This window comes from Nonomuraea sp. GTA35 (genome assembly GCF_041950525.1).
GTDB lineage: Bacteria > Actinomycetota > Actinomycetes > Streptosporangiales > Streptosporangiaceae > Nonomuraea.
In genome coordinates, this window is record NZ_JBGNUV010000001.1 from 211795 (window position 1) to 233673 (window position 21879).

Annotated in this window: 20 protein-coding genes; 9 read left to right on the forward strand and 11 right to left on the reverse strand. The window is 71.7% G+C overall.

What is annotated here, in order from left to right; all coding sequences use genetic code 11:
- Positions 1–227 precede the first annotated feature (227 nt).
- A complete protein-coding gene (locus ACBJ32_RS00935; protein WP_375124935.1) occupies positions 228–1439 on the forward strand; it encodes an FAD-dependent monooxygenase in 1212 nt (403 codons plus the stop codon).
- 22 nt (positions 1440–1461) lie between these two features.
- A complete protein-coding gene (locus tag ACBJ32_RS00940) occupies positions 1462–2181 on the forward strand; it encodes a TetR/AcrR family transcriptional regulator (RefSeq protein WP_375124936.1) in 720 nt (239 codons plus the stop codon).
- 84 nt (positions 2182–2265) lie between these two features.
- On the opposite strand, the gene ACBJ32_RS00945 is transcribed toward ACBJ32_RS00940, so the two are convergent.
- From ACBJ32_RS00945 to ACBJ32_RS00960, 4 genes are all read right to left on the reverse strand, one after another.
- On the reverse strand, positions 2266–2886 hold the full coding sequence (locus ACBJ32_RS00945; RefSeq protein WP_375124937.1) for a DsbA family protein: 621 nt from the start codon (positions 2884–2886) through the stop codon (positions 2266–2268).
- A gap of 74 nt (positions 2887–2960) precedes the next feature.
- Positions 2961–4349 carry an ankyrin repeat domain-containing protein gene (locus tag ACBJ32_RS00950; protein WP_375124938.1) on the reverse strand — a complete coding sequence of 463 codons (1389 nt, stop codon included), beginning with the start codon at positions 4347–4349 and terminating at the stop codon, positions 2961–2963.
- A gap of 216 nt (positions 4350–4565) precedes the next feature.
- A complete protein-coding gene (locus ACBJ32_RS00955) occupies positions 4566–4913 on the reverse strand; it encodes a VOC family protein (RefSeq protein WP_375124939.1) in 348 nt (115 codons plus the stop codon).
- A 257-nt stretch (positions 4914–5170) separates the two neighbouring features.
- Positions 5171–6085 (reverse strand): alpha/beta fold hydrolase, encoded by a 915-nt coding sequence (locus ACBJ32_RS00960; protein ID WP_375124940.1) that lies wholly within the window; start codon positions 6083–6085, stop codon positions 5171–5173.
- A 295-nt stretch (positions 6086–6380) separates the two neighbouring features.
- Here ACBJ32_RS00960 and ACBJ32_RS00965 point away from each other — a divergent pair, with 295 nt between their 5' ends.
- Entirely contained in the window at positions 6381–6974 is a 594-nt protein-coding gene (locus tag ACBJ32_RS00965; RefSeq protein ID WP_375124941.1) for a TetR/AcrR family transcriptional regulator, read from the forward strand.
- 86 nt (positions 6975–7060) lie between these two features.
- Here ACBJ32_RS00965 and ACBJ32_RS00970 read toward each other — a convergent pair whose 3' ends face one another.
- From ACBJ32_RS00970 to ACBJ32_RS00985, 4 genes are all read right to left on the reverse strand, one after another.
- On the reverse strand, positions 7061–8014 hold the full coding sequence (locus tag ACBJ32_RS00970) for a helix-turn-helix domain-containing protein (protein WP_375124942.1): 954 nt from the start codon (positions 8012–8014) through the stop codon (positions 7061–7063).
- A gap of 208 nt (positions 8015–8222) precedes the next feature.
- On the reverse strand, positions 8223–9053 hold the full coding sequence (locus tag ACBJ32_RS00975; protein ID WP_375124943.1) for a helix-turn-helix domain-containing protein: 831 nt from the start codon (positions 9051–9053) through the stop codon (positions 8223–8225).
- A 57-nt stretch (positions 9054–9110) separates the two neighbouring features.
- Entirely contained in the window at positions 9111–9716 is a 606-nt protein-coding gene (locus tag ACBJ32_RS00980; protein ID WP_375124944.1) for a TetR/AcrR family transcriptional regulator, read from the reverse strand.
- Between the two features lie 212 nt (positions 9717–9928).
- Positions 9929–10501, reverse strand: coding sequence for a DUF2867 domain-containing protein (locus ACBJ32_RS00985; RefSeq protein ID WP_375124945.1), 573 nt, complete (start codon positions 10499–10501; stop codon positions 9929–9931).
- Between the two features lie 60 nt (positions 10502–10561).
- Between ACBJ32_RS00985 and ACBJ32_RS00990 the strand changes: the two genes are divergently transcribed.
- A complete protein-coding gene (locus ACBJ32_RS00990) occupies positions 10562–11152 on the forward strand; it encodes a TetR/AcrR family transcriptional regulator (protein ID WP_375124946.1) in 591 nt (196 codons plus the stop codon).
- Positions 11153–11270: 118 nt separating this feature from the next.
- Positions 11271–11696: a VOC family protein gene (locus tag ACBJ32_RS00995; RefSeq protein ID WP_375125951.1), complete on the forward strand. Its 426-nt coding sequence runs from the start codon at positions 11271–11273 to the stop codon at positions 11694–11696.
- 33 nt (positions 11697–11729) lie between these two features.
- Here ACBJ32_RS00995 and ACBJ32_RS01000 read toward each other — a convergent pair whose 3' ends face one another.
- Both ACBJ32_RS01000 and ACBJ32_RS01005 read right to left on the reverse strand, forming a co-directional pair.
- Positions 11730–12788, reverse strand: coding sequence for a serine hydrolase domain-containing protein (locus ACBJ32_RS01000; RefSeq protein WP_375124947.1), 1059 nt, complete (start codon positions 12786–12788; stop codon positions 11730–11732).
- 103 nt (positions 12789–12891) lie between these two features.
- Entirely contained in the window at positions 12892–14244 is a 1353-nt protein-coding gene (locus tag ACBJ32_RS01005) for a dihydrofolate reductase family protein (RefSeq protein WP_375124948.1), read from the reverse strand.
- Between the two features lie 569 nt (positions 14245–14813).
- Here ACBJ32_RS01005 and ACBJ32_RS01010 point away from each other — a divergent pair.
- The 4 genes from ACBJ32_RS01010 (at position 14814) to ACBJ32_RS01025 (ending at position 18825) form a co-directional block, all read left to right on the forward strand.
- Positions 14814–15245, forward strand: coding sequence for a DoxX family protein (locus tag ACBJ32_RS01010; RefSeq protein ID WP_375124949.1), 432 nt, complete (start codon positions 14814–14816; stop codon positions 15243–15245).
- 292 nt (positions 15246–15537) lie between these two features.
- Positions 15538–15744, forward strand: a complete 207-nt coding sequence (locus ACBJ32_RS01015; RefSeq protein ID WP_357887189.1) for a cold-shock protein — start codon at positions 15538–15540, stop codon at positions 15742–15744.
- Positions 15745–16056: 312 nt separating this feature from the next.
- Complete coding sequence (locus ACBJ32_RS01020; protein WP_375124950.1) at positions 16057–17430, forward strand: FG-GAP repeat domain-containing protein; 1374 nt, start codon at positions 16057–16059, stop codon at positions 17428–17430.
- 36 nt (positions 17431–17466) lie between these two features.
- The gene (locus ACBJ32_RS01025) at positions 17467–18825 is read left to right on the forward strand and encodes an FG-GAP repeat domain-containing protein (RefSeq protein ID WP_375124951.1); all 1359 of its coding nucleotides are present in this window, start codon (positions 17467–17469) and stop codon (positions 18823–18825) included.
- Here ACBJ32_RS01025 and ACBJ32_RS01030 read toward each other — a convergent pair.
- Positions 18816–21872, reverse strand: a complete 3057-nt coding sequence (locus ACBJ32_RS01030; protein WP_375124952.1) for a BTAD domain-containing putative transcriptional regulator — start codon at positions 21870–21872, stop codon at positions 18816–18818. The genes ACBJ32_RS01025 and ACBJ32_RS01030 overlap by 10 nt on opposite strands.
- Positions 21873–21879: the final 7 nt, after the last annotated feature.

Here is a 21879-nt window from a genome sequence, read left to right on the forward strand (position 1 = left end):
TGCGGAAGGCGCGGTACGCGCGCACCCCTGACCACCTGCGGCGACATCACGAGCGGCAGGGCATTTCACCCCCGGGCCCGCTCCCCTCGGGCCCGCTCCCGCCTCGCTGCACGCGGCCGGCTCGCGGAACCCGCGGTGTCCAGCGGAGGTCCACCCAAGCTGACCAGCAGAACCAATTTGGTCAGTAAGTGCCGTATTCTGGTGGCGAGCCGAGGGATGGAGCCGTCATGACAGGCATGCGCAAGGGTGGCCGGGCGCTGGTGGTCGGGCTGGGGATCGCGGGCATCGCCACGGCGGTGCGGCTGCGGCAGGTCGGGTGGGAGCCGGTGCTGGTGGAGCGGTCGGCCGGGCGACGGTCGAGCGGGTACTTCGTCATGCTGTTCGGCACCGGTGTCGCCTCCGCGCGGCGGCTGGGCGTGCTCGACGCGATCGGCGACCGCGGCGACGCGAACCTCACGATGTACGAGGTGGACCGGGCCGGGCGCCGCCGTCCGGGCATGAGCCCGGCCGCCCTGGCCGGCGGCCCTCGCCAGCTGCTGCGCGGCGATGTCGAGCGTGGCCTGTTCTCGTCGCTGCCGGACGACGTGGAGATCCGCTACTCCACCGTGCCGGCCCACATCGTCCAGGACGCCTCAGGAGCGGAGGTGACGCTGCACGACACGGCGGCCGGCACCACCGTCACCGAGCGCTTCGACCTGGTGGTCGGCGCCGACGGCATGCGCTCGACGGTGCGCCGGTTGGCCTTCGGCCCCGAGGAGTTCCTGCATCCGCTGGACTACATGATCGGCGCGACCGTCCTGGACGCGCCGGTCGAGGGCTTCGCCCAGCACGAAGGGCTGGTGCTGGCCGAGCCGGGCCGCTCGGTGTGGACCTTCCCCTTCGCCGACCACGCCCCGGGCCTGCTGTTCTCCTACCGCACCGGCGACATCGACGCCGAGTTCGGCCGCCCGCCGATCGAGTCCGTCCGGGCCGCCTACGGTCCCGAGCCCACCGGCCCCCTGCTGGAGAGCCTGCTGGCGCGCTTCGAGCAGGCCCCGGAGTTCCTGTTCGACTCGGTTCACCAGGTCAGGATGCCGCGCTGGCACCGCGGCCGGGTCGTCCTGATGGGGGACGCCGCCTGGTGCCTGACGCTCTACTCGGGCATGGGCGCCTCCAGCGGCATCGCCGGCGGCGAGCTGCTCGGCACCATGCTGCGACGCCACGGCGACGACGTGCCCGGCGCGCTGCGGGACTGGGAGGCCCGGATGCGGCCGTTCATCGGCTACCAGCAGGACAACATCCTGGCGATGCGCCGGCTCTTCACCCCCGACGACCGCAAGGAGCAGCTTCTGCGTACCGGCATGCTGCGCCTGATGCGGGCCCCGGGCATCGGAAAGGCGATGGGCAGGATAATGGCCAAGGACATGCGGGCCAAGAACGTCGACGTCGCCGCTGCCTGACCCCAGGAGAGGACGGATTCCGGTGAGCCAGTTGGTCGAACTCCACTCGCGCAAGGCCGCCCGCATCCTGGACAGCGCGCGCGGGCTGGTGCTCGACCACGGCGCGGGCAAGGTCACCGTGTCCGAGATCAGCCGGGCGGCCGGCGTCGGCAAGGGCACCGTCTACCTGTACTGGCCCAGCAAGGAAGATCTCATCCGCGGGTTGTTCGCCCGCGACATGCTGGCCCTGCTCGACGAGGGCATCGCCCGCATCAGCGCCGATCCTGCCACGGTCCGGCCGCGCCACCTGGCGCCGCTCGTCGTCCGTACCGGGCTGATACTGCCGCTGGGACGCCGCCTGCGCAGCGGGGACCCGGACCTGCTGCGGCTGCTCCTGCAGGACTCCCGCGACCGCGAGCTGTACGCCCGCACCCGGCCGGCCGCCATGTGCAACGCGGTCATGCCGATCCTGCGCCGCCACGGCCTGATCCGCGACGACCGCCCGCTGCCCAGCCAGGCCTACGCCCTGCACGCCCTGCTCGACGGGTTCTCCACCGCCGTCTACCAGCCGGAGAGCGCCCCGGCCGGCGTCGGCGATCCGTACGCGGTGCTCGCCGACACCGTGGCGCTGCTGGTCGAACCGGCGGAGACGCCCGGCGAGGCGGCCGTCGAGGCGGCGGCCGAGGAGACCCTGGCGCTCTTCCGCGAGATCCGCGACGCGATCCTGGACCTCATCGACCGCAGCCAGACCGCCGCCCCCTGACGCCCACCGCGCTCCCCGCCCACGGGGGCTACCGGGTCAGTGCGGCGTCGAGCCGGCCCGCCGCTCGGGGGTGAGCCGCACGAGTCACTGCCGGAGCGCGTCGCCGAGCGCCTCGGCGCTGGTCACGCCGGCGATCACCACGCCGTTCCCGAAGACGAACCTCGGCACGGTGGTGACGCCCTCCCGTCGCGCTGCGGCCACCAGCGCACGTACTTCGGCGTGTCCCTCCCCGACGGCGAGGAAGGCCCGCGCCCGGCCGCCGTCCGAGCCGGCCCGCTCTGCCAGCTCGGCCAGCCGCGCGTGGTCGGCGACGTTCACGCCGTCGCGGAAGTACCCGTCGAAGAGGGCGGTCGCCAGCCTGGCCTGCACCTCGGCGCCCTGCTCGCGCAGTGCGAGCCACAGCAGCCGGTGGGCGGTCAGGGTGTTGACCGCCACCGCGCGGTCGAACCGGTACACGATCCCTTCACCGGCACCGATCCGGGCCATCTCCGTGACCATCGCCCCGGCCTGTTCCGGCCCGAACAACTCGGCCACCGTGTCCATCAGCGGCCGGGGCTCCTCGGGCGCGTCGGGCATGAGCTGGTACGGACGATGGACGAGCTCGACGTCCGTGCCCGCCCCGGCCGCGGCCACCGCGCGGTGGAACCGGTGCGTGCCGAGGCGGCACCACGGGCAGGCGATATCGGCGTACACCTCTACCTTCATCCGGAGTCCCTTCTCGTGGAGAGGATGCGTCGCAGAGCGCGTGGACCGGGCCGGCCCGGACCCGCGGCGACGGTTCAGCGCGACCGGGACCCGAGCAGAGCGTGGAGCTGCCGGGCCACGGGATCGTACGGGCGGGCGGCGAAGGCGATGCGCAGCCAGCCGCCGGCGTCGGACCGGAGGAGATCGTCGCGGACGGACGGGTCGGCGCCGCGCTCCAGGAGCAGGCGCACCACGTGCGGACGGCCGCCCCGAACGGCCCAATGCAGGCCGGTCCGCCCCAGGTAGGGCGCGACGTCGGGATGCACGCCGCGATCGAGGAACCAGCGCACGACCTCGATCCGGCCGTGCTGGCAGGCGTGCACGAACGCCTCGCCCACGATCTCCTCCGGATCGTCGGCCGGCGGCAGCCGGGACGGGAAGCCCGAGCCGGTGTCGGCGAGGTCGGGGCGCGCCCGCGCGGCGTCCGGCCGCAGGCCCCCGTCCGCGTCGAAGCAGGCCCGCACCAGATCCAGCCGGCCGCACGCGGCGTACGTCCACAGCGCCCGCGGGACGATCGCGTGCTCGGCGAGCAGGTCGACGATCTCCGTGTCGTCGTGGTGGATGGCGTTCTCCAGCGGGGTGACGCCCCAGGTCCGGACGCCGGGGTCGGCGCCGGCGTCGAGCAGCAGCCGCACGTACGCGACCCGGTTGGAGCGGGCCGCCCAGATGAGCGGGAGATCCAGGTCGGCGGCCCTGCCGAGCAGGACCTCGACCGCGGCGCGTGGCACGCCGAGCTCCCTGCCGAGCCGGACGCCGGGGATCGTCTCGGGGCGCGCGAGCATCTGCAGCAGGGTGTCGGCCTGCTCGGGGGTCAGACCGGCCAGCCGGGCGGTGTCGCCGGCCAGCAGGGCTTCGGCCTCGCGGTGCAGCCGCCGCCGCTGCTCCCGGCGTTCGCCGAGGTCGCGCCGGGACTTCTCGGTGAACGACACGAGCTCCTGCCACGTCGGGAAGCCGAGCTCCCGCGCGATGACCAGCCGCGCGTCGCGAAGCTCGGCTGCCGCGGGCGAGGTCGCGGTGGCGTGCCGGGGCACGTACGCCCGCAGCCGTCGCAGCGCGCCGGGGTCGGCGCGGCGCAGCTCGACGAGGAGCGCGCCGGCCATCGAGGCGTACAGGTCCGGCCTGATCCCCATGAGGCGGGAGACCGGCCGCTCCGCGCCGGCGCCATGGCCTTCGACGTGGCCTTCGACGTGGCCTTCGACGTGGGCGCGGAACTCGGCCCAGGTCCGGAACCCGTGTTCCTGCGCGAGCACGAACTGGGCGTCGCCGAGCAGGAACCGCTCGGCGGCCCGATCGCCCAGCACGTCGGCGACCCTGGCTCCGGCGGCCGGGTCGCCCGCCGCGTACGCGTGCCGCAGGTGCTTGGCCTGCTTGCGGTAGTACTCCAGGTTCGGGCGGGCAGGCAGCTCGAAATGTCGATCGCGCATCGCAACCTCCTTCGTCGCCGAGGTCCGCTTGCCCGGCCGGAAAGAGGTTGGTCTCGTCCAGTGCGTCGATGTGCTGCTCGAGGTGGGAAAATCCCTGCCCGCGGACTGGCAGCGCCCTCGCACGCTCCCTTCAGACTAGGGACCGGCCCCGCGTGAAGGCAACCGCTCCAGCGGCGCGGGAGGCCTCGGCGCCAAGCCTCCCGCGCGCCCGCCGCTTCAGGCCGCGGGAGCGATCTCGCCCCCGATGCCCGTCTCGTTGCCGTCGGCGTCACGGAAGACCCACTTGCAGACGTTGCCGTGCTGCTCCTTGTCCACCGGCCGCAGCCCGCGCCCCGCGATCCGGTCCACCTCGGACGCCGGATCGTCCACCCAGATCATGCCCACGCCGCCTCCGGCGCGAGCGGCGTCCTCGATGACGTACACGTACCGGTCCTCGGCCAGTTGCCACACCGCTTCGACGTCGTTGGGCCAGAACGCCGGGTCCTTGCCGAGAAGCCTGGTGTACCACTCCACGGCGCTCTTGCAGTCGCGGACAGGGATGCCCGCGAAGATCCCCACTGCCACTGTCGGATCTCCTCTCCGCCGGAGGCCGGCAGGTCCGGCTCCTTGAAGGAACAGACTCCGCGCGCCCCGCGAACTCATCGCAACCAGCGTCGGCGCGGCGGACCGCCTGACCCCGAGTCTGCAACGGCGCCGCCCGCTCCTTCCTGGAGGACGCGCCCGGCACCGATGATCAGAAGGCCGGCCTCGCCCGCCGCAACGGGGAACGCCTCACCGAGCATCGCCCCGCGGACGCCGGCGACCGGCGCCGAGCGGACCGGTCACTGGTCCTGCGACTGACGCGCGGCCTGCGCGGCGACGCGGTCGATGGCCTTGACGGCGACCTCGGGCTGGTCGAGGTAGATGTAGTGGCCGCTGTTCGCGGCCGTGCTCAGCTTGCTGCCGCTGGACAGCGCGAGCCACTTGCGCTGGCCCGCGGCCCACGCCTGCTCCAGGCGCTTGCCGTACTTGGGGACGGCCGCGAGGTACGGCTTCCCGTGCTGGATCACCTCCACCGGGATGTCCCCGGCAGAGCGCACCTTCCCGTCGGCGATGACGAGCTTCTCCGGGTTCTGGCCCTGGAACATCGCGAGATTCTGCGCGCGCAGCTCGGCCGCCGGGCCGGTGGCGGACTCGGGGATCGCCTTCGTGATGTCGTCCGCCATGGTGGGGGAGGTGGCGTCCATCAGGACCAGCCCCTTGACCCTTTCCTTGTGGTCGGGGGCGTACCGGGCGGCGAGCAGCCCGCCCAGCGAGTGCCCCGCCAGCACGACCGGCCTGTCACCGGCGACGCGGTCGAGCACCCCGGTCAGGATCCTGCCCGCCCCGGCGAAGTCCTGCGGGCCTTCCGGCTGGGCGCTCGCGCCCGCGCCGAGCCGGTCGTAGGAGCAGACCCGGTGCTGCTCGCTCAGCGTCTTCTGGAGGGCGGCCAGCTTGTCGAGCGCGTCACCACCTCCGTGCATCAGCATGATGACCGGCTCGCCCTTCGCCGGTTCACCCGAACAGGACACGTTCACCGACCGGCCCTCGACGTCGATCTTCTCGGTGCCGGAGATCGCGCCTGCGTCGGCCGTGCGCGTCGCGGGGGCGAGGGGGTCCCAGTTCTCCAGCGAATCGGCGCCGCAGCCGGTGACTCCGGCGCCGATCACGGTGCTGCACAGTGCGGCCACGACGCATGCCTTGTGCTTGCCGAGCACGATGTCCTCCAGGGAAAGAATGGGGTGGAGCTGATTGACCTGGCTGTAAGGGCCGGCGGCGGATGCGCGGCGGCCAGGTCGTAACGCTATGGAATCGGCGGTTCCGGAATCGTCACCATCCAGAGGACATTCGCGGGTAGCTCGCACGGGGGACAGGCTCCTGATCGGGGACGCCGGTACGACGTCGCCGAGCTCGGTGACGGTGCTGTCTTCCAGGAGACAGGCTGTCCGGACCGGCCTACACTGGCCAGCCTCAACACCGGCGTGACGTCTCGAGGGAGACAGGAGGCCCGAAATGTCGCGGGAGAACGTCCGGGTCCGGCGCACCCGCACGCTGCTCCGGCAGGCACTGGTCGAGCTCATCGAGGAGCACGGCTTCGAGCGGCTCACGGTCGGGCAGATCACCGAGCGGGCGATGGTGAGCAGGGCGGCCTTCTACCGCAACTACCGCGACAAGTACCAGCTCGTGGAGCAGATCTTCGACGAGGCCATGGCGGAACTGCTCGGCACCATGACCGACAGTCCCGGCACGCCCGTGCTCGACCGGTGGACCGCGTTCTTCGAGCACATCGACCGGTACCACCGCCTCTACGGCGCGCTGCTGGGCGGCAACGGCAGCCCCTGGTTCGCGCGCAGGATGCACGCCACGCTCGCCGGCATGACCGCCCAGCACGTGCCCCAGCAGCCGGGCGACCTGGTGCCGACACTGCTGGGCGGCATGTTCCTGCAAGCCATCACCTGGTGGCTGGAGACCGGCAGGCGGAGCCCGGCAGGGGAGATCGCCACCCGGACGGCCGACTTCGCCCTGGCCCTCATCACCGAGGCCAACAGGAGCGGGCAGGGTGAGCCGCCACCGGGCCTGGCGGCGCCCGCGGCTCCCGGCGGCTGAAGAGGCGATCCGGCAGGGGGAAGCCCGTTCCCGGCACCGCCCCGCCGGAGGCCCGGGCGGTGGTCCGGGCGGTGGTCCGGCGAGCCCTACGACCGGTGTTCCTGCGTGGTGAGGGCGTGGTGGCGGAAGTCCCTGGGAGCCATGCCGTACGCCGTACGGAAGGATCTGCTGAAGTCGGCGGGGTGGACGAACCCCCAGCGGCCGGCGACGGCGTGGATCGGCAGCGCGGAGAACGCCGGGTCGGCCAGGTCGCGGCGGGCCCTCTCCAGGCGGCGGCCCTTGATCCAGGCGGCGACCGTCTCGCTCTGGTCCAGGAACAGCCGGTGCAGGTAGCTGAGCGAGATGTGGTGCGCGGCGGCGATGTCGCGCGGTGACAGGCAGGGGTCGCGCAGGTGGCTGAGGATGTAGGCCTGGATGCGGAGCGTGAGCCCGTGCCGGGGCCGGCCCGGGCCGACGCCGCTCGACTCCTCGATCTCTCCGGCGAGGAAGGCGGTGGCGAGGTCGACGAGCGCCATGCCCATCCGCGACCGATCGGCGGACCCCAGCGCGCTCGTCCTGTCGGTCAGGGTGGCCGTGAAGTTCCGCAGGACGGCGCCGAGCCCGCTCGTGCCCCGCACGGACCGGCCGAGCACCCGGTCGAGGTCCGCCGCGCCGAACGGCAGCAGGGACTTGGGGAAGGCGAGGAGCAACATCTCGAACTCCTCGCGTTCCGCCGAGCCGGTGATCTCGCAGCCCTCCAGCCGCGCCATGTCGTGCGGGTACACCTCCCCGGCGGCCACCTTGGCCTCCCGCGCTCCCCAGGCGGCCGTGATCGTGCCGTGGGTGGGCATGACGATCTGGTACAGCTCGTCGTCCCAGACCTGATCGGCGCCGGTCCGCCGGCGTCGCAGCGTGACCGGGCTGACCGACTTGACCGCCACCTGCACCGCGCCGAGGTCCGCCCCGCGCCCGCCGGCCTGGAATGCGCGTTCGTGGTCGAAGTCCACTTCCAGGCCGCCCATCTGGCTGTTGAACAGGTCGAACGAATCCCCTGACGTCATCGATGCCTCTCCCCCCGGACATGCGGCGCCCACCATGATCCCCGGCCGGTCCGCTCGATGTCCATGACGGGGAGTCGACGGCCACTTGACGGAGAATGCACGCGAAACGCGGTGCATCCGGTGGGCGGGCCCGCTGAACGCCCGCTTCGTCAGCGAGGTGCCGGCGCGGCCGGCGTGGTGTGGGTGCTGCTGAGGAGGAGGAGCCCCTTCACGCCGCCGGATGCCGGCTCACCGCCTGCCGCCGGAACTCCTTCGGCGGCAGGCCGTACCTCGCTCTGAAGGCACGGCTGAAGTCGGCGGGGTTCGCGAAGCCCCAACGCTCGGCGATGACGTACACCGGGAGGTCGAGCAGCGCAGGGTCGGTCAGGTCCTGCCTGGCGCGGTCCAGCCGCAGGCCCCGGATCCAGGCCGCCACCGTCGTCCCGGCGTCCTGGAACAGGCGGTGCAGGTAGCTGACCGAGATGTGGTGCGCCGCGGCCACCGACCTCGGGCCGAGCCCGTGGTCGGGCAGGTGCTCCTCGATGTAGGCGCGGATCCGCAGGGTCAGCTCGGCGCGGGGGTTCAGCGGCACGACGGTTCCGCCGTCCGGCCCGCCTGGCGCCTCCGTGGCCACCGCCAGGAACGCGGTCAGCAGATCGAGCAGCACCATGCCCAGCCGCGGCCCGTCCGCCGGGCGGAACGTCTCCTCCTCGTCCACCAGGTCGGCGACGAAGCGGCGGAGCAGGGCGCCCACGCCGCCGGTGTTCGGCAGGCGGCGGCCCGCCAGCCGCTCCACCCGCTCCCGGGGAATCGGCAGCAGGGCCTTGGGCACGCGGGTGACGGCCCCCTCCAGCAGGCCGGCCGCTCCGCGCTCCGTGACCGCGTCGTGGACGACGACCTCGTTCACGCACGCCCTTCCGGACAGGGGCACCAGTATCCGGTAGACGTCGCCGGCGCCATCGGCCTCCAGGGGAAGCCGGGGGTTCATCACCACCTGGACAGGGCCGAGCGTGATCCGCCGTTCCAGGTCACGGAAGCCGATCAACGTCTGCGCTCTCATCATCCCTCCTTGGATCGGGGCTCGCGTCCGAGGCGTCACCTGGCGGGGCAGGGGTGCTCAGGCCGGGGAGCCCGCGGACCGGAGGCACTCCACGACGGCGCGAACGGCGTGGGCCGCGCGGGCGGCGACCGGTGCGGCGGCTCGCGGGCCGGGGCCGAACGAGGCGTCCATGAGCAGCACCGCGTGCCCGTGAGCGATGGCGACGACGGTCTCGGTGAGGTGCACCGCGTCCTCCTCCGCACCGGTGATCAGCCGTGCCGGCTCCAGGAACGCCTGCGCCACCGGGCGGGCCGCCTCCTCCACCTCCGGGTAGCGCCGCTTGTCCAGGCCCACGCCGACCAGGGCCACGAACAGGGGCCGGTTGGCGGCGGCCGCCGAGACGTACGCGCGGGCCGCCTCGGCCAGCCGTTCGGCGGGAGTCTCCCCGCCCGCCGCGCTCACGGCCTCCCCGATGATCCCGCACGCCTGTACCGCGACCGCGGCGACGAGCCGGTCGCGGTCGGCGAAGTGGCGGTAGGGGGCCGCGACGCTGACCCCCAGCTGGCGGCTGGCCTCCGCCAGGGTGAAGCCCTTCACGCCATGCTCACCGATCAGCTGGACGGCGGCGTCGATCAGAGCGACGCGCAGGTCGCCGTGGTGGTACCCGCGCTTCTTGACCCCCACGACCCACACCCTTCGCTCGCTCGCGGGTCAGCGTACGCCACCGCCCGGGCTCAGCCGGAGCGAGGAGCGGCCGGTGACGAGCACCGCTGATGACGCCATCGCGGTTTCCTCCGATGTTAATGCCCATAACAATTGATGCTCATGACGTTAACATGCGATTCCCGGAGGAGGCGGGGGAGTGCACGCCTGATCAAGGAACTGTGGATCCGCAGTCAAGGACGCCTCCCCCAGCCGCGCCCGATCAGCCGCACCAGCGCCGGGTCGACGATCAGGTGGCGGAACGGCCTGATCGCGGCCATGTAGGCGGTGCCGAACAGGCCGTTCGGCTTCACCAGCACGGCCATCTGGGCGCTGAAGCCGCCGGAGCCGTCCGGGACCCAGCCGATGTGCATGAGCGTGTGCACGGTCCGGTTGGCCGTCTCGGCCACCCACTCGTCGCCGGTCAGGAACACCGAGGTCAGCGGGACCGCGCGCAGGTCCGGCCCGCGCTCGCCGTCACGCAGGTCGGCGGGCAGCCGCTCGCGCAGGCTGTGCACCCGGGCGCCGACGCCGGTGCGCGGGCCGTCCCAGCCGAACAGCCGGCCGAGCTTCCAGCGCAGCGCGAACAGCGCGCGGGCGGCGCCGGAGAAGCCGCCCTCGCCGGATGACATCTGCCGCACTAGGCGGGGCAGGTCGCCGGGGCCGCCGGGGGTGGGCAGCGCCCACACGTCCTCGACCCGGAAGTCGGGAGTCAGCGCGTGGATCCGCCAGGGGCGGGTGGTGTGCGCGGTGTTCGGAAGTCTCATCTCTTCGGCCTCCTGTGTTGGCCAGCATAGAATAGGATTGCTAGCACAGGAGGGGATGGCGTGACAACACGACGAGAGCAGACCAGCCAGGAGAGCCGCGAGCTGATCCTCACCGCGGCGGCCGAGCTCTTCGCGGCCAAGGGGTACCGGCAGACCACGTTCGCGGACGTGGCGGAGCGGTCCGGCATCAGCCGAGGGTCGATCCCGTGGCACTTCGGCAGCAAGGAGGGCCTGCTGCTGGCCGTGCTCGAACGCTCGATGGACCTGATCCGCGCGCGCCTCGGCGAGGAACCGGCCGAGAGCGGGGAAGCGGGCTTCGACCGGATGGCGGAGGCCGCCGCCGCCCTGTTCGTGCAGCCCACCACCAAGCTGTTCGTGACCCTGCTGGTGGAGGCGCTGGAGCCGGGCTCGCCGATCCAGGGCCGGTACGTGGAGATCCACAACACCCTGCGCGAGCACTGCAGGCGGTCGCTCGAACGTCTGCCGCTGCCGCCGGAACTGCCCGCCGACGCGCTGGCCACGGTGATCATCGGGGCCGGGATCGGCGTGCACCAGCAGTGGCTGCTGGCGCCCGACCTCGTCGACCCGGACAGAGCGCTGGCGACACTGCGCACGCTGCTGGCGGCCGCGATGACGACCACGGCACGGTGACGGCAGGGCCCATGCCGCTGCCACCATGTCGAGAACGGCCCGGCGGCTCCGTCCCAGGGTCGGATGCGGCCACCGCGGCCGCACCGGACAAGGGAGGCACAGCATGACGATCCAGCGGATGGACAACGTCCTCATCGTCGTCGACGACCTCGACGCGGTCATCGCGTTCTTCGTCGAACTCGGCATGGAGCTGGAGGGCAGGGGCCCCGTCGAGGGACGTTGGGTGGACCGGATCATCGCGATCGACGGCGTCCGGCAGGACGTGGCCATGCTGCGGACCCCGGACGGCCACGGTCGCATCGAGCTGGCGAGGTTCCACACGCCGGAGGCGATCAGCCCGGCGCCCAAACAGGCGCCGGCGAACACGCTGGGCATCCGCCGCATCATGTTCGCCGTCGACGACATCGAGGACGTCGTCGCCCGCCTGCGCACCCACGGCGCCGAGCTGGTCGGCGAGCTGGCGCGGTACGAGGACAGCTACCGGCTCTGCTACCTCCGCGGCCCCGAGGGCATCATCGTCGGGCTGTCCGAGCAGCTCGGCTAGCCGGTTCGCGGCCCCCCCGGGCCGACGCCGCGCTCAGGACCCGCAGAAGGTCCTGACGGCGATCCCCATGACCTCCTCGGTGGACGGGTTGCGCGTCGAGGGGTTGAACGACATGGTGAGCGACTTGCCGGAGTCCGAGCGGAACGCGAACGTCAGGTAGCCGATCAGCTCGCCGCTGTGCCCCCACACGGTGCCGCACGGCAGCTTGTACGCCTGCAACCCGAGCCCGTAGGAGAACCCGGCCCCGGTCTCGACGGTCGTGCGCATGGCCCGCAGCGACACGGCGCTGGTCAGCTTGCCGCTCAGCAGGGCGGACATGAAGCGTTCCAGGTCGGCCGTGGTCGAGATCATCTCTCCGGCCGCCCAGTCGAGAGAGGGGTTCATCCGGGTCGCGTCCACCAGCTCGGGCATCGGCTCGTACCCCTTGGCGTGCGGCGACGGCAGCCCCGCCCGGTCGCCCGGCACCAGCGTGTGGCGCAGCTTCAGCGGGCGCAGGATGCGGCGCTCGACCTCCTGCCCGTACGGGCTGCCGGTCAGCTTCTCGACCAGCAGCCCGAGCACCACGTAGTTGGTGTTGGAGTAGTGCCACCTGCCGTCGTCGGGCAGCTTCTTGGCGAAGGCCACCTTCAGCAGCTCGCGAGGCTGGTAGGAGCGGAACCGGGCCTCGCCGCGCCACCGGTTGGTCGAGTAACCCGGCTCGCTCATGTAGTCGTACAGGTGGCTGGTGTGGTTGAGGATCTGGCGGACCGTGACGCGCTCGCCGTCCGGCACCAGGCCCGGCAGGTACTCGTCGATGGGATCGTCGAGCCGTACCTTGCCCTCGTCCGCGAGCTGGAGCACCACGGTCGCGACAAAGGTCTTGGTCACGCTGCCGATCCGGAAGTAGCCGTTGGGGGAAGGCCGCCCGCCGCGCTCGACGTCCCGCACGCCGGCGGCGCCCGTCCAGGTCCGGTTGCCGTCGGAGACGCGCGCCAGCGCGGCCGTCGCGCCCTTGCCCGCCACGATCCGCTCCAGCTCCTGGCCCACCCCGAGGTCCTGCCCGCCGGCCGCCACGGTCGCCGCCACCAGCACGTTCATCAGTGTCTGCATCATGTGATCAACGCTAGGGAGATCGGCTTCCCGGCGGAATGCGGTGCCCCGCCCGGCCGTCCTGCGGAAAACCTCAGCCGTTCAGGGCCGGACGCCACAGGGCGGCTCAGACATGCAGGCTGGGCCGGTAGACGAGCTCCTGGACGCGGCCGTCGAGCGTCCGGCACTCGATCAGCTCGAGGTCGAAGTCGGCCCCGCCCTGGAAGATCGGGTCCAGCCCGGTCTGGCCGGTGATCACGGGGAAGAGCGTCACCTGGACGCGGTCCACCAGACCGGCGGCCATCAGCGCCCGGTTCAGCGACAGGCTGCCGTGCGAGCGCAACGGCACGTCGGACTCCTCCTTGAGCCGGGCGACGACGTCGACGGCGTCGCCGCGCGCGATGGTCGCGCCCGGCCAGTCGAGGGATCCTTCCAGCGTGTTCGACACCACCGTCGCCGGCAGGTTCCGCATCCGGGTCACCCAGGGGTCGCGCACCTCGGACTCCTCGGTGCTCGAGGCCAGCATCCGCGCGAACGCCCGGTAGGTGTTGGCCCCGAAGACCATGCGCTGCTCCTGCTCGTACACGGCGAGGCGGTGGTCGAGCAGCTCGGGGCCCTGCTTGCCCCAGTAGCCGGTCCAGTTGCCGCCGGCGGCGCCGAAGCCGTCGAGGCTGGAGAAGACGTCGAAGGTGTAGGTGGCGGCCATGAGGCCCTCCTTGGGTTCGGTCGATCGGGTCTGCCGGTACAGACCGGAGACTTCGGCGAAACTCATCGTGCTCGGCGTGGAGCGAGCGGGGAAGGAGCGCGGTCGCTCGCCGGCTGACCCGGTGGCGCGCGCCGCACCGCCATCGGTGCGACCGATACCGCAGGCAGGCGCGCAGGAGGTCGATGACCTCCGACGTGCCGCCGTCGAGCGCGTCGAGATCGGCGGGGGTCGCCTCGCCCAGCGGCGCGCGAAGCAGGCGCAGGTCGGCCGCCGAACGCAGGTCGTGGAGCTCCAGGCCGCCGCCGGGGATCCTCCGCGATCCCGCACCGTACTCGTGCGTCCGACGGCGAGGTAGGTGCCGTCCGGCGACGTCCACCGCGCGCGGCCCGTCGTGCCGGATCCGGGGTGCATGCCGTAGGGCGCTTCGATCCGATGGAGTGTCTCCACCGCGAACCATTTTCCGTCCACGATGACGACCTCCCACTCCGGCAGCACCTCCAGCGCGAAGGCGAGCCTTTTCGGCGGCGCGTCCCGTGTCGTCCGGCGGGCTCTGCTCCAGTCGCCGAAACTCCGGGCCAGCGCGACAGCGTCGGCGAGCGGCGCGTCCAGGGTGAGCCGCCAGAGCAGGTCCCACTCCCCGTGTTCGGCGTACCGCTCGCCGAGGTAGGCCACGTCCTCGTGCAGCGCGTCGGGGAAGGCCGCGTCGGACCGCGGATACCGGGGACGGTCGCCGATCACCGTCCGGATCAGGCCGAGTTCCCCGTATTCCGTCATCGCCTCTCGGATCTCAAGCCCCATCGACCCCGTCCTGATAGGCGCGGGCGAGCAGTGAGCCGTCCGGGTCCGAGTCGCGGTAGCTCTCGAACAACCGGTGCACAAGGCCGCATCCCACGCCTCCCACTCCGGAAAGGGACATGCAGTTTCTACCGCAGAACCGGCATCAGCAGTAGCGACGAACTCGTCATCGAAGAAAGAGGAGACGCCTGGCGCGGGAATCGTCGATCGGGCGCAACTATCTGGACGACGATCATACGAAGGCGCGCGGATACTTCCCGACCTCGACGGCGAGGCAGGTGCCGGCGCCTTGCCGACTTCTCCACCGTGATCCGGTTGACGCCGGTCCGCGCCCGCTGCTCGGGCGGATCTCGTCCACGGGGTGAAAATTTCATGGTCAAGAAAGTTTTAAAAGCGGGCGTCCGACCATGTAGGGCACGTCCGACGCGTTTATGAGCGGTGTTTCGCGGATGGCTCATGTTTGACACCGGACGCCCCATCTCCCGAAGCTTGTGGGAGCGCTCCCAAAACGTTGCTCCCGGATTCGCCTCGATGGAAAGGATGTCGTCGTGGATACGCTGCTCAAACAGCAGGGGCTTTTCCTCGCCTGCTACCGTTTCGTGACCGGATTATTGTTCGCCTGTCACGGCGCGGCGACCCTTTTCAACGTATTGGGCGGCCCCCAGGGCCCGGCGCCGAGCTTCGGGCAGTGGCCCGGGTGGTGGGCCGCGGTCATCGAGCTGGTCGCCGGTACCCTCGTCGTCCTCGGGGTGGCCACCCGCGCCGCCGCCGTCGTCTGCTCGGGCACCATGGCCTACGCCTACTTCGTCGTCCATCAGCCCCAAGCGCTGTTCCCGATCGAGAACGGCGGCGAGAAGGCCGCCCTCTTCTGCTGGGGCTTCCTGCTCATCGCCGTCTTCGGCCCCGGCCGCTGGGCCCTGTCCACCGCCCTGTCCACGCGGCTGACGCCCGCACGGGCCCTCGCGCACGAGAAGGCCTGACAACAGCGGGGCTCGTGCTCGTGCGGAACACCCGGCGGGCGGCCTCCAGGGCGCCCGCCGGCGGCCGGATCTCGCCTGTGTGCGAGGGGGTGGTCCACTGCTCGGGAAACCTGTGCTAGGCTGATGAGTGTTGCAGTTGTTGTACCCATAAAAGACTTCGTACGCACCTGGCAGAAGTGTTTCCAGGTGCGTTTTGTGTTTCCGGTCATCTCCGGATGGGCTTTCATCACGGCGACACCGCGATCCGCACGGTGCGGATCGCGTCACTCCGTATCTCTTTAAGGAGATCGCCATGGCATCCGGAACCGTCAAGTGGTTCAACTCGGAAAAGGGCTTCGGCTTCATCGAGCAGGACGGCGGCGGCGCCGACGTCTTCGCGCACTACTCCAACATCGTCGCCAACGGCGGCTACCGTGAGCTGCACGAGGGCCAGAAGGTGTCCTTCGACATCGTCCAGGGCCAGAAGGGCCCGCAGGCCGAGAACATCGTGGCCGCCTGACCTGACGCGGCCTCAGTTCGGGCCCGCACCCCCTACCGGGTGCGGGCCCGAACCATGTCCAGCCCTGTGCGGGCCGGGTGGACCTCCACCCGGCCCGCACGCGTTCGTACCGCCTCAAGGCTCTGACCCGCGCTACGCCAGGGCCCCCGCAGCAGGCCGGAGGCGGCAGCCGGGCCGCGTCACCTCGCGAGCGCGGCGTTCCCCCGCGCCGGATGAAAGGCGCTGAAAAAGCGTTGCAGGGGATTTCCAGCACCGCTCGACACTCTGGCGTCGCCGGGGCCGAGAACCGGCCCCATCGCCCGGAGGAATCCCATGTCGAGCACGTCAACCCCCGTCCGCCTGCTGGCCGGTCTCGCGTTCATCGCCGCGACGTTCTCCTTCACCGCCCTGGATGTCGCGGCCACGCCCCAGGCCGCGCACGCCGCAAGCTCCCCTGACGGGAAGATCACCCGCTCGGAGGTGCTGGCACGCGCCCAGAACTGGGTCGACCGCAACGTCCGCTACAACCTGACACGCCGGCCCAACACCCTGGTCACGGACGCGGAGGGGGACAACAAGTACGGGCCGGACTGCTCCGGCCTGGTCTCCATGGCCTGGCACATCACCGCGAACTCCGGCAAGGGCGGCAACAGCACGGTCGACTTCGCCGGCTACTCCGGAAAGATCACCCTGGGCAGCCTCCACGACCTCAAGCCCGGCGACGCGATCCTCCGAAGCGGGCACATGGAGCTCTTCGCCCGGTGGAAGAACGAGCAGGACCACTCGCAGGGCGCGTGGACCTACTCGCTCAACGGCGGCAGCGACTCCGACGGCGACGGCTGGGAGGACGACTGGGCCAAGGGCCCGGCCGTCAACTCGCACGGCGAGCGCGGGGACGAGTCGTGGGCGAGCATGCAGAGCTACACGCCCATCCGGTACAAGAACATCGTCGACGACCACGTCCCCGGACACGGCGCGGACTTCAACGGTGACGGTATCGGCGACATCTTCTCGGCGGCGACCGGCACGCTGAATGTCTGGAATGGCAGGGGCAGCAACAACTTCGCCGCCCGGCAGGAGATCGGTGGTGGCTGGTCGGCTTTCAGCAAGCCGGTCGCGGGTGACTTCAACGACGACGGCGTCAGTGATCTGGCCGCGATCAAGGGTGGCAGCACGCTGCACATCTGGAACGGTGAGGGCGGTAACAGGTTCGGCCCGGCGGTCGAGATCGGGGGTGGGTGGGCGCCGTTCGACGGGACGCTGACGTCGATCGGTGACGTCAACCGTGACGGTCACGATGACATCGCCGCGATCAAGGATGGCGGCACGCTGCATGTCTGGAACGGTGAGGGCGGTAACAGGTTCGGCCCGGCTGTCGAGATCGGTGGTGGCTGGTCGGCTTTCAGCAAGCCGGTCGGCGGCGACTTCAACAACGACGGCATCGGTGATCTGGCCGCGATCAAGGGTGGCAGCACGCTGCACATCTGGAACGGTGAGGGCGGTAACAGGTTCGGCCCGGCGGTCGAAATCGGGGGCGGGTGGGCCCGGTTCGACGGGACGCTGACGTCGATCGGTGACGTCAACCGTGACGGTCATGACGACATCGCCGCGATGAGCGACGGCACCCTGCATGTCTGGAACGGCGAGGGCGGCAACGAGTTCGGCCCCGCCATCCCCATCGGCCCCGGCTGGAGCCTCTACTTCTGACCCGGACACCCCCTTCCCCAGATTCGGAGCAAGCACATGCTTCCCATGAAGAAGGCCGTCCTGGCCGCCTGCGCGACCCTCACGTTAACCGCCGCCCTGGCCCACGCCACGACCCCGGCCCACGCCGCCACCCCCGACGAGCCGGCCGCCGCCGCGGTGACGGCCTCCTACGCGACCGCCGCCTGCGACCCGAACGGCCCGACCGGCGCGGACAGCGCGACCGCCACCTGGCTGAACGGAGTCCTGACGGCGAAGATGCGGGGCTACATGAACGCGTACCGCGTCTCGTGCGCCCGCATGGTCGTCAAGGCCGTCCGCGATCGCGGCCTGGCCCCGCGTGCCGCGGTCATCGCGATCGCCACCACCATCGTGGAGGCCGGCATCCAGAACGTCGCCGAGACCGTCGACCACGACAGCCTCGGCCTCTTCCAGCAGCGCGCGTCATGGGGCTCGGTCGCACAGCGGCTCAACCCCGGCTGGGCCACCAACGCCTTCCTCGACAAGATGATCAGGGTCTACCCGGGCGGCGCGTGGAAGACGGCGCAGGTCGGCGAAGTCTGCCAGGCCGTACAGGTCTCCGCCTACCCGGATCGCTACCAGGTCGAAGCCGGCGACGCGCAGAAGATCGTCGATGCCCTCTGGACACCGGCTGGCAAGGCCGGCGCGGACTTCAACGGTGACGGTATCGGCGACATCTTCTCGGCGGCGACCGGCACGCTGAATGTCTGGAACGGCAGGGGCAGCAACAACTTCGCCGCCCGGCAGGAGATCGGTGGTGGCTGGTCGGCTTTCAGCAAGCCGGTCGCGGGTGACTTCAACGACGACGGCGTCAGTGATCTGGCCGCGATCAAGGGTGGCAGCACGCTGCACATCTGGAACGGTGAGGGCGGTAACAGGTTCGGCCCGGCTGTCGAGATCGGGGGCGGGTGGGCGCCGTTCGACGGGACGCTGACGTCGATCGGTGACGTCAACCGTGACGGTCACGATGACATCGCCGCGATCAAGGATGGCGGCACGCTGCATGTCTGGAACGGTGAGGGCGGCAACAGGTTCGGCCCGGCTGTCGAGATCGGTGGTGGCTGGTCGGCTTTCAGCAAGCCGGTCGGCGGCGACTTCAACAACGACGGCATCGGTGATCTGGCCGCGATCAAGGGTGGCAGCACGCTGCACATCTGGAACGGTGAGGGCGGTAACAGGTTCGGCCCGGCGGTCGAGATCGGGGGCGGGTGGGCCCGGTTCGACGGGACGCTGACGTCGATCGGTGACGTCAACCGTGACGGTCATGACGACATCGCCGCGATGAGCGACGGCACCCTGCATGTCTGGAACGGCGAGGGCGGCAACGAGTTCGGCCCCGCCATCCCCATCGGCCCCGGCTGGAGCCTCTACTTCTGACCCCGCGAGCGGAGGGCCGGATCCCCGGGGTCCGGCCCTTCGGCCTGCCCGGCGGCCGAGACGACCCCGAGCTCGTCAGCCTCCCGCGCGTCGTGGCGGGCGAAGACGGCCGACGCCTCGGCGATCAGCAGCTCCGCCGCCGCCGTGTCGCCGCGCGCGGCCAGCACGGCCGCCAGATCGCGCTTGGCGCGAGCCACGGGGAGCGGCGTCCGGATCTCCTCCGACAGGGCGATCGACTGCAGGAGGTGGGCCTCGGCGAGATCCAGCTTGCCGTTCGCCAGATGGAGCTCGCCGATGGTGCGCTGCACGAGAGCCTGACCGAACCGGTCGAAGTGGCTTCTGCACACCTCCAGAGCGTCCACGAGGAGCGACAGACCGCCCCCGTCACCCTGCCGGATCCGCACCTTGACGAGGGACTGCACCGCGAAGGCCGCCATGAGCGGGTCGCCGATGGCGCGGAACATCTCCAGGGCCCGGGTGCTCAGCTCGGCGGCCTCGGCGTAGTCGCCCAGGGCACGATGGACGAGGCTCGTGGTGCGCAGCGTGAGCGCCTCCCCGCGCCGGCTGCCCGCCCTGCGGTAGGCGTCCAGCGCCTGATCGAGCAGCGGCCACGTGGCCTCGTACGCGCCGAGCTCGAGATGGATGGCGGCGGCCATCCGCGAGGTCGCGCCGATCGCGGCGTGGTCGCCCAGCCGCCGGAAGATCGCCGCTGAGCTGGTCAGGTACCCGAGCCCGTCACGCAGCCGGCACTGCTCGCGGCAGGCGGTGCCCATGCCCGCCAGAGCGACGGCCTCGCCCCTGACGTCCCCGGTCTCCGCGAACAGCGGCAGGGCCGCCGACAGGTACTCCTGCACCTGGTCGAAGCGGTCCAGCCTGTAGTGGATGTGGCCCAGACCGGTGAGCAGGGCCGCTTCGCCGGCGCGGTTCCGGGCGCGCCGGGCGGCCGCCAGCGCGGCCTGGTGGCTGGCGTGCCACTCGCTCAGCCGGTTGGCGTTGAAGACGTGCGAGAAGGACAGCGCCGCGGCCAGGTCGCAGGCGGCGGCGTCCAGGTTCAGCGCCGCGGCGCGGGACACGGCCACGATGAGACAGGGCGCCTCGGCGTCCAGCCAGGCCGCGGGATCCGCCGCCGCCCGGTCGGTGACGAGGCCGTCGACCGGGCGGGCCGAGGCGTAGTCGCCGCGCAGGACGACCTCTCCGGACGGCATGCGGGAGCCGATCCTGTCGATCAGCCAGAGCCAGCTGCCGAGGGTGCGCGTGACGGCCGCCGCCCGCTCGTCCGCGGTGTCGTCCGTCTCGGCGCGTTCGGCGGCGAAGACCCGCAGGAGATCGTGCAGCCGGTAGCGGGGCTGCCCGGTGGCGTCGATCGCGGCGAAGTCCACGAGCTGGGCGTCCACCAGGCGCTCGGCGATGTCCTCGGCGTCCTTCACCGGCACGTCGAGCAGCGGGGCGATGATCCACGGCGCGAAGTCGGGCACCCTCAGGAGGCCGAGGCGGCGAAAGGCCGTCCTGCCCTGCTCGTCCAGCAGCCGGTAGCTGAGGCTGACACTGGCCCGGACCTCCACGTCCCCGGCGGTGAGCTCGTCCAGCCTGCGGCGCTCGTCGGTGAGCCTGGCGGCCATGGTGGCCAGCGGCCAGTGCCGCCGCGTGGCCAGCCGCGCGCCCACGGTCCGCACCGCGAGGGGCAGCAGGCCGCACAGCCGGACGATCTCACGGGCGGCCTCCGGCTCGGCGGCGACGCGCTCGGCCCCGGCGACGGCGCCGAGGAGCGCGAGCGCGGCCTCGCCGTCGAGCATGTCGAGGTCGGTCAGCTGCGCGCCCGCCAGGCCGGCGAGCCGTCCGCGCGAGGTGACCAGCACCGCGCAGCCGGCCCCGCCGGGCAGCAGCGGCCGGATCTGCTGCTCGCTGCGGGCGTCGTCCAGCACCACCAGCACCTGGCGCTGCGCCAGCAGGCTGCGGTACAGGGCGGCCCGCTCCGCCGGGGACTCGGGCTGGGCCTCGTGCTCGACGCCGAGCGCGCGCAGGAAACGGCCGAGCACCTCCTGATCGGTGGCCGGGGTGTCGCTCGTGCCGCGGAGATCGGCGAAGAGCTGGCCGTCCGGGTAACGCTCGGCGACCCGGTGCGCCAGGTGGACCGCCACGGCGCTCTTCCCCACCCCGCCCTTCCCCGAGATGATCAACACGGGTGGCGCCGTACGGCTGCCGGCCAGCACCGGCGTCAGCTCACCGACGACGTCTGCCCGGCCCGTGAAGTCGGGCACGTCCGGCGGCAGCTGCTCGGGCATGAACTGCCGCCTGAGATACGGCGGCGCCGCGCCGGACAGGGACGGATCACCACGCAGGACGGCCTCCTGCACCGCGCGTAACTCCGGGCCGGGATCGAGGCCCAGCTCCTCGGCCAGCTTCGCCCGCCCGTCGTCGAAGACCGCCAGCGCCTCGGCCGAGCGGCCCAGCCGGTACAGCGTCGTCATCAGCTGGGCGCGGATCCGCTCCCGCATCGGATGGGCGGCGACCAGCGCGGTGAGCTCCGCCACCAGGTCGCCGTGGCGGTCCAGGAGCAACTCGGCGGCGATGCGCTCCTCGACGACGGCCAGGCGGAGCTCCTCCAGGCGGGCCGCCTCCGCCTGAAGCGTCTCCCCGATCCCGCCGAGCGCGGGGCCGCGCCACAACGCCTCGGCGGCACGCAGCGCCTGCTCGGCCTCCTCGTGCCTGCCCTTCTCCGCGGCCAGCCGCCCGTCCGCGACGAACCGCTCGAACACCTGGAGGTCCGACCGCGCGCCGTTCAGGTGCAGCAGGTAACCCGGAGGGCGGGTCACGATCACCTCCGCCCGCAGCCTGCGCCGCAGCGCCGAGACGTACGTCTGGACGAGTTCCCTGGCGGTGTCGGGAGCACGATCGCTCCAGATCAAGTCCACCAGGCGATCGACCGACACCACCCGCCCGGGGTTGAGGAGCAGCGACGCGAGGAGCGCCCGCGGTTTGGGCCCGCCCAGCGGCACCCGTTGCCCTCCGTCCCACACCTCGACGGGCCCGAGCAGGCGAAATTCCATCGATACC

Coding starts and splice junctions, on each gene's coding strand:
- ACBJ32_RS00935 (WP_375124935.1), top strand. CDS start 228: ATGACAGGCATGCGCAAGGGTGGCCGGGCGCTGGTGGTCGGGCTGGGG.
- ACBJ32_RS00945 (WP_375124937.1), bottom strand. CDS start 2,886: ATGAAGGTAGAGGTGTACGCCGATATCGCCTGCCCGTGGTGCCGCCTC.
- ACBJ32_RS00950 (WP_375124938.1), bottom strand. CDS start 4,349: ATGCGCGATCGACATTTCGAGCTGCCTGCCCGCCCGAACCTGGAGTAC.
- ACBJ32_RS00965 (WP_375124941.1), top strand. CDS start 6,381: ATGTCGCGGGAGAACGTCCGGGTCCGGCGCACCCGCACGCTGCTCCGG.
- ACBJ32_RS00970 (WP_375124942.1), bottom strand. CDS start 8,014: ATGACGTCAGGGGATTCGTTCGACCTGTTCAACAGCCAGATGGGCGGC.
- ACBJ32_RS00975 (WP_375124943.1), bottom strand. CDS start 9,053: ATGAGAGCGCAGACGTTGATCGGCTTCCGTGACCTGGAACGGCGGATC.
- ACBJ32_RS00985 (WP_375124945.1), bottom strand. CDS start 10,501: ATGAGACTTCCGAACACCGCGCACACCACCCGCCCCTGGCGGATCCAC.
- ACBJ32_RS00995 (WP_375125951.1), top strand. CDS start 11,271: ATGGACAACGTCCTCATCGTCGTCGACGACCTCGACGCGGTCATCGCG.
- ACBJ32_RS01000 (WP_375124947.1), bottom strand. CDS start 12,788: ATGATGCAGACACTGATGAACGTGCTGGTGGCGGCGACCGTGGCGGCC.
- ACBJ32_RS01005 (WP_375124948.1), bottom strand. CDS start 14,244: ATGACGGAATACGGGGAACTCGGCCTGATCCGGACGGTGATCGGCGAC.
- ACBJ32_RS01015 (WP_357887189.1), top strand. CDS start 15,538: ATGGCATCCGGAACCGTCAAGTGGTTCAACTCGGAAAAGGGCTTCGGC.
- ACBJ32_RS01020 (WP_375124950.1), top strand. CDS start 16,057: ATGTCGAGCACGTCAACCCCCGTCCGCCTGCTGGCCGGTCTCGCGTTC.
- ACBJ32_RS01025 (WP_375124951.1), top strand. CDS start 17,467: ATGCTTCCCATGAAGAAGGCCGTCCTGGCCGCCTGCGCGACCCTCACG.
- ACBJ32_RS01030 (WP_375124952.1), bottom strand. CDS start 21,872: ATGGAATTTCGCCTGCTCGGGCCCGTCGAGGTGTGGGACGGAGGGCAA.